Consider the following 6,132-nt stretch of genomic DNA (forward strand, 5'->3'; position numbering starts at 1 on the left):
CCGGCGGGAAGCGCGACCAGGCTCCTGACGCCGGGCACGCAGCGGCCGACGAGGACCATCAGCCAACCGCGGCGCACGAACCAACGCTCCGCGTCGTCGAGCCTGCCGGGGTCGATGTGCGCGAAACGCACGAAGCGCTCCGCGAACGGCCGTCCCCCGTAGCGTGCCGCCTCCTCGAGGACCACGGCGCCGACCAGCGAGCCGATGGTGCTCGCGACCAGCGCCGGGAGGAACTCGAAGTCGCCCTGTTGGACGAGGTAGCCGGCGAACGGCAGCACGACCTCCGACGGGATCGGCGGAAACACCGTCTCCGCGATCATCAGCAGCGCGAGCCCGACGTAGCCGAGCTCGCCGAGCACCTCGGAGATCGACACGCAGAGCGAATGCTATGCGGGCGCGGGCTCCTGTGCCTCGGTGGCGTCGCGGCGCGTGATCGAGAGCCAGATCACGAGCGCGAGGATGCAGCCCAGGAAGATGTAGCTCGTCCCGGTCGTGCCGAGCCCGAGCCCGCCGTACTTCTTGCTGTGCTGGGACATGAAGTCGCCGATCGACGCGCCGAGCGGCCGGGTCATGATGTAGGCGAGCCAGAACGTCAGCACCGCGTTGGCGTGGAAGACGTAGTGGGCGATCGCGATCAGCACGATGACGCCGCCGAAGATCGCGATCGAGATGCCATAGCCGAGGCTGGCCTTCTCGGCCACCAGGTCGCCGGCGGCGGTGCCGAGGGCGAAGGTGAAGAGGATCGCGAGCCAGTAGAAGCTCTCCCGGCGCGTGGTGAAGATCGTGTGGATCGACAACGTGCGCTCGACCGACCACCAGACCGCGAAGACGATTGCCAGCACGACCGCGAATATCGGTGTGCTCGTGGTCAGCGGCACGTTGTAGCGGTCGGTCATATTGTCGGTGATCAACGTGCCGAACACCGAGATCACCACGACCGCCGACCAGTAGATCCCGGGCACGTAGCGCCGCGCGCGGAACTGGACGACCAGCAGCACCGCGAGGAGCACACCGGCCACGATCGTCGTGTTCGTCAGGCCGAAGCCGAGGTTGTCGTTGAGATAGTCCGCGGCCGTCTCCCCGACGGTCGTGCACATGATCTTGATCAGCCAGAAGTAGAACGTGACCTCGGGCACCTTGTTCAGCATCCGGCGTCCCAGCGAAGGACCGATCCGGCGATGCGCATGCGGGTTGGTCAGCTCCACCGTCTTGTGACCCTCGATGCACGTCAGCGGCAGGCCGAGGTGGGCGGCGCGGTGCGGCAGGTCGGCATGCAGCCATCCGTCGATGTGATGGGGCGTCACAGCGAGGATGAGCTCGTCGATCGGCAAGTCGTGCAGCTGCTCCTCGATCGCGTCCATCGGATCATGGCGGGTGGAGACAAATCCATCGACGGTCACCCCGGAGGCCTCGCGCAGCGCAGGCAGCGTCTCCTGCAGCACGCGCCGCGCTTCTTCGGCCTTGACGTGACGTTCGGGATGGGTCGGGTGCCACTCGGCGGGCGCCGGGTTGGGCACCAGCAGGCGGACCTGGATGTCGTCGCGCTCAGCGCGCGCGCGAATCGCGGCGATCAGATCGGGGGACGCGGCGATCCGGTCGCTGACGACCAACACTGACAATGGCATCCGGGTAGGGTCGCCACGAAGTCCTGACCGTTTCCTGAACACTCATGTGCCGGCGGCGACTCCGTCCGCGGCGGCGGGCAGCCAAAGCGTGATGACCGGCGGCGACAACTGCGTGACCGCCAGCCTGCCGCCCTCGGCGTGCGCGAGCGACTGGGCCAGCGAGAGACCGATGCCGTGACCATCAGGCGACGGAGCTCGCCGAGTGAACACTTCCTCGCTCGTACCCGAGAACCCCGGACCCTCGTCAGCGACATCGAGGGCGATCCAGCGTCCGCTGGAGCGGGTGCTGATGCTCACGGCTCCCGCGCCGTGGCGCTGGGCGTTCTCGAGTAGGACGTCGAGGATCTCGCTGACCACGGCTCCCGACGCGGACGATGTGCCGGCCTCGGGCGAGAGCCCGATGCGCAACGGCCGGGCCTCGGCGGCCAGCGGATCGCGCCACCGTGCCTGTAGTTCGTCGACCACGTCGGCCACGTCCGTATCGGCGGCCGGGCGAGGAATATCGCGAGCGACCGCCAGGAGCGTGTCGATCGTGCTCTGCAGCCGTTCCACTTGTGCCAGTGCGCGGGGGAGTTCCGCCGGTGCGTCGGGGCTCATCTCGAGCGCCTCCAGTTCGATGCGCAGCGCGGCGAGCGGTGTGCGCAGCTGATGCGACGCGTCCGCGCTGAACGCCCGTTCACGGGCGACGAGATCGGCCAGTCGCTGTGCGGTCTCGTCCAGGGCGATCGCGATCTGATCGGCCTCAGGGACTCCGCCGCGCGGCGCACGCGTGGCGAAATCGCCCTGTCCGAGCCTCCTCGCCGCCACGGCGAGCCGCTCCAGCGGCCGCGCCAGCCGCCGGCCGAGCACGAACGCCGCCAACACGGCCAGGAGCACCACCAGCAACGCGAGCCCGGCCAGCGCGAGCCACGCCCGCCGAACGGCGTCCGCGGTTGCATCGCCGCTGCGCTGGGCGCGCAGCGCGCCGGTGACCCGTTCTCCACTGAGGAGCGGAACGACCACCACCAATTGGCTGTCGCTTTCGCTCACGGGTGCGCTCGCGCGCAGTGCAGCATCGACGAGCGTGTCAGCGTGTACCGGCCCCCCGGTGCCCGCGACGCGGCGCCCCGAGGCTTCGTAGACGGCGAGCCGATCCGTGCTGGAGGGAAGTTCGATTGGATCGTGCCTACGGGGATCCACGTCGATCGCGCGCGTGGCTGCAATCGTGTCGCGCTGCAGCCGGAGTAGCTCGTCGTCGCGGTAGTTGCGGGCGACGACGAAGGCGAGCGGCAGCGCGAAGAGCACGACGGCGGCCGCTGCGACAGCGGCGATCGCCAGCATCAGGCGGCGCCGCATCAGGCCTCGAGCCGGTAGCCGACGCCGCGCAGGGTCGTGATCGACTCGCTGCCGAGCTTGTGACGCAACATCAGGATGTGCGTGTCCAGCGTCTTGGTCGAACCGAGCCAGTCCGTGTCCCACACGTCTCGCATGATCCGCTCGCGCGTCACGGCGCGCCCGGCCTCCGCGACGAGCAGGGCGAGCAGATCGAACTCCTTGGGTCGTAGATCGAGCTCCTGCTCATCGCGCCAGGCACGCCGCGCAGCGCGGTCGACGCTCACCGACCCGGCGCGCAGCGCTCCGTCGGGCTCGTCCACGGAGGCGGTCACCGCACGGCGAAGATGCGCTCGGACGCGGGCGAGCAGTTCGGCCAGGCGGAAGGGCTTGACGAGGTAGTCGTCCGCGCCGGCATCGAGTCCGGCGACGACGTCGAGCTCCTGGTCACGCGCGGTGAGGATCAGGATCGCGAGCTCGGGACGCGCGTGACGCAGCCGTCGGCACACGTCGAGGCCGTCGGTGTCGGGCAGCCCGAGGTCCAGGATCACCAGGCTCGTGTCCGCGTCGGCCGCCGCGAGCGCTCCTGTGCCGCGCGCAAGATGCCGGACGGCATAGCCCTGGCTCTCCAATACGCGCACAAGGCTCGACGAGATCGCGTCATCGTCCTCGACGAGCAGGATCCCGGAGCCGCTCACATCCCCGACGGTAGCGCCCGGGATCGACACCGCTTTGAGAACTTTGACCTGGCGTTGACCTGGCGCGGGCGGGGCGCTGACCGGTGGCTGCCACCGTCGGCGGCGATGCCCAGCATGCGCAAAGCGGCAGCGACCGCTGCTCTTGTCATCGTCGTCGCCGGCTGCGGTTCAGCCGGCGGCGCGGCAACCCCGACGCCCGCCGCCTCAGACAACAGCCCGCCCGGCGACATCCCGGACAACCAGGCGTTCGTCGCCTATGCCCCGCCCCACGCCGGCTACTCGGTCAAGGTGCCCGAAGGCTGGTCCCGTACCACGGCCAACGGCGCCACCTCCTTCACCGACAAGCTCAACACCGTCAAGCTCGAGACGAGCAACGCCACCGCCGCGCCGACGGTCGCCGACGTCAAGCGAACCGCGCCGGCCAAGGCGCGCGTGAGCGTGGTCAAGCGCACCTCAGGTCCGGCCATCCGGATCACCTATCTCGCACAGAGCCAACCGGACCCGGTGACCGGGAAGGCACGGACCGACGCGGTGGAGAGCTATCTGTTCTTCCGTGCCGGCCGCGAGGCCATCGTCACGCTGAGCGGGCCGAAGGGCGCCGACAACGTCGACCCCTGGCGGATCATCACCGACTCCCTGCGCTGGACACCATGACCGCCGTCCTCGAGGCCCGCTCGCTGTATCGCTTCTACCACGCGGGCGACGACGAGACGCTTGCGCTGCAAGGGGTCTCGCTGACGGTCGATCGCGGCGAGGTCGTCGCCGTGACCGGCCCGTCCGGGTCCGGCAAATCGACGTTGCTCAACGTCCTCGCCGGGCTCGACGAGCCTGACGGCGGCGAGGTCCGGATCGACGGCAAGCGACTCTCACGCCGGCCCGAGGAGGACCGCGCGCGGCTCCGCGGGCGCATGCTCGGGATCCTCTACCAGCAGGCCAACCTCGTCGGCCACCTGTCCGTCGAGGCCAACGTGGGGCTCGCTCAGCGGCTCGCGCGCAGCACCTCCCCGGCCTCGCGGCGTGCCGTGCTCGAGCAGTGCGCGATCGGCAAGCGCGCGCACGCCCGGCCGACCCAGCTCTCCGGGGGTGAGCTCGTGCGCGCGGGACTCGCCGTGGCGCTCGCCAACGACCCCGCGGTGCTGCTCGCTGACGAGCCCACCGGTGAGCTCGACGAGGACACCGCGGCCACGGTGCTGGCGCTGCTGCACGATCGCGCGTACGCCGGCGCGGCGGTCGTGATCGTCACGCACGCCGCCGATGTCGCCGCCGTCGCCCACCGCGAGCTGCGACTGCGCGACGGGCGGCTCGAGTCATGACCGCGCTGGCCATCTGCACCGGCGCCGGACGAACCTTCGGGCGTGGGGCGGCGACGGTCGTCGCGCTGCAGCCGACCGACTGTCGCGTGGACGAGCGCGCACGGATCGCGATCAGCGGGCCGTCGGGCTCGGGCAAGTCGACCCTGCTTCACCTGCTCGCGGGCCTCGACGCTCCGACCGTCGGGACCGTCGCGTGGCCCTTGCTCGGCGACCGCAACGCGCTGCGCCCCGGACCCGTCGCCGTCATCTTCCAGGGCCCGAGCCTGCTCCCGGCGCTGACCGTGCGCGAGAACGTCGCGCTCGGGCTCGTGCTGGGCGGAGCCCGCGACGTGGATGCCCGCGGCGCCGCGGACGAGGCACTGGCATCGCTCGGGCTCGACGAGCTCGCGGAGAAGCTGCCCGAGGAGATCTCGGGCGGTCAGGCGCAGCGGGTCGCCGTCGCCCGCGCGCTCGCCGGGCGCCCTCGGCTGATCCTCGCCGACGAACCGACCAGCCAGGTCGACCGCGCCAACGCCACGGCGATCGTCGATGTCCTGCTGTCGGCCACCGCAGACGCCGACGCCGCCCTCGTCGTCGCCACACACGACCAACACGTCGCCGAACGGCTGCACGAACACTGGCACATGCACAGCGGCCGGCTCGAGAGCCAGAGGCCCACATGGTCGCACTGACCTGGTTGGGCGGGCTCCTTCGCCACCGCCCCGGACGCCTGCTCGCAACCGCCGCGGGCGTCGCCGTCGCCGTCGCGCTGATCGCGTCGATCGGCGCGTTCCTGTCGGCGACGACCTCGAAGATGACCACGCGCGCGAGCGCCCGCGTGCCGGTCGACTGGCAGATCGAGGCCCAGCCCGGCGCCGACCCGCGCCGGCTCCTCCGGCAGGTCGAGCGCTTCCCCGGCGTCCGGCGCGCCCTCCCGGTCGGCTACGCCGACACCAGCGGGCTCCAAGCCCGGACCGGCGCGACCGTGCAGAGCACCGGCCCGGGCAAGGTGCTCGGACTCCCGAACGGCTACACGCAGGCGTTCCCCGGCGCGCTGCGCACCCTCTCGGGCAGTGACACCGGCGTGCTGCTCGCGCAGCAGACCGCCGCGAACCTCCACGCCCGCCCGGGCGACACCGTGACGATCGGAGGCGCCCGCGGAACCGCGCGGGTCACCGTCGACGGGATCGTCGACCTCCCCGCCGC

General features: G+C 71.1%; 8 protein-coding genes. 4 read left to right on the plus strand and 4 right to left on the minus strand.

All coding sequences use genetic code 11. The annotated features are described in order from the left end of the window. From G569_RS52570 to G569_RS0129460, 4 genes are all read right to left on the minus strand, one after another. Positions 1 to 374, minus strand: a 374-nt coding sequence (locus G569_RS52570) for a DedA family protein (RefSeq protein ID WP_037500168.1), incomplete at its 3' end; no start/stop codon positions are given. 12 nt (positions 375 to 386) lie between these two features. After that, a complete protein-coding gene (locus tag G569_RS64825) occupies positions 387 to 1,625 on the minus strand; it encodes a COG4705 family protein (RefSeq protein WP_211233125.1) in 1,239 nt (412 codons plus the stop codon). 42 nt (positions 1,626 to 1,667) lie between these two features. Then, entirely contained in the window at positions 1,668 to 2,945 is a 1,278-nt protein-coding gene (locus G569_RS0129455) for a HAMP domain-containing sensor histidine kinase (protein WP_169542278.1), read from the minus strand. 14 nt (positions 2,946 to 2,959) lie between these two features. Next, on the minus strand, positions 2,960 to 3,634 hold the full coding sequence (locus tag G569_RS0129460; RefSeq protein WP_028066075.1) for a response regulator transcription factor: 675 nt from the start codon (positions 3,632 to 3,634) through the stop codon (positions 2,960 to 2,962). A gap of 114 nt (positions 3,635 to 3,748) precedes the next feature. On the opposite strand from G569_RS0129460, the gene G569_RS0129465 reads away from it, so the two are divergent. From G569_RS0129465 to G569_RS0129480, 4 genes are all read left to right on the plus strand, one after another. Beyond that, complete coding sequence (locus tag G569_RS0129465) at positions 3,749 to 4,288, plus strand: hypothetical protein (protein WP_211233126.1); 540 nt, start codon at positions 3,749 to 3,751, stop codon at positions 4,286 to 4,288. Beyond that, entirely contained in the window at positions 4,285 to 4,947 is a 663-nt protein-coding gene (locus G569_RS0129470; protein ID WP_037500172.1) for an ABC transporter ATP-binding protein, read from the plus strand. Before G569_RS0129465 ends, G569_RS0129470 begins: the two co-directional genes overlap by 4 nt. Further along, the gene (locus tag G569_RS0129475; protein WP_028066077.1) at positions 4,944 to 5,618 is read left to right on the plus strand and encodes an ABC transporter ATP-binding protein; all 675 of its coding nucleotides are present in this window, start codon (positions 4,944 to 4,946) and stop codon (positions 5,616 to 5,618) included. The genes G569_RS0129470 and G569_RS0129475 overlap by 4 nt, the downstream gene beginning before the upstream one ends. Continuing rightward, positions 5,606 to 6,132: ABC transporter permease (locus tag G569_RS0129480; RefSeq protein ID WP_028066061.1), on the plus strand; the 527-nt coding region annotated here is incomplete at its 3' end. The genes G569_RS0129475 and G569_RS0129480, both read left to right, overlap by 13 nt.

Source organism: Solirubrobacter soli DSM 22325, assembly GCF_000423665.1.
GTDB classification, from domain to species: domain Bacteria; phylum Actinomycetota; class Thermoleophilia; order Solirubrobacterales; family Solirubrobacteraceae; genus Solirubrobacter; species Solirubrobacter soli.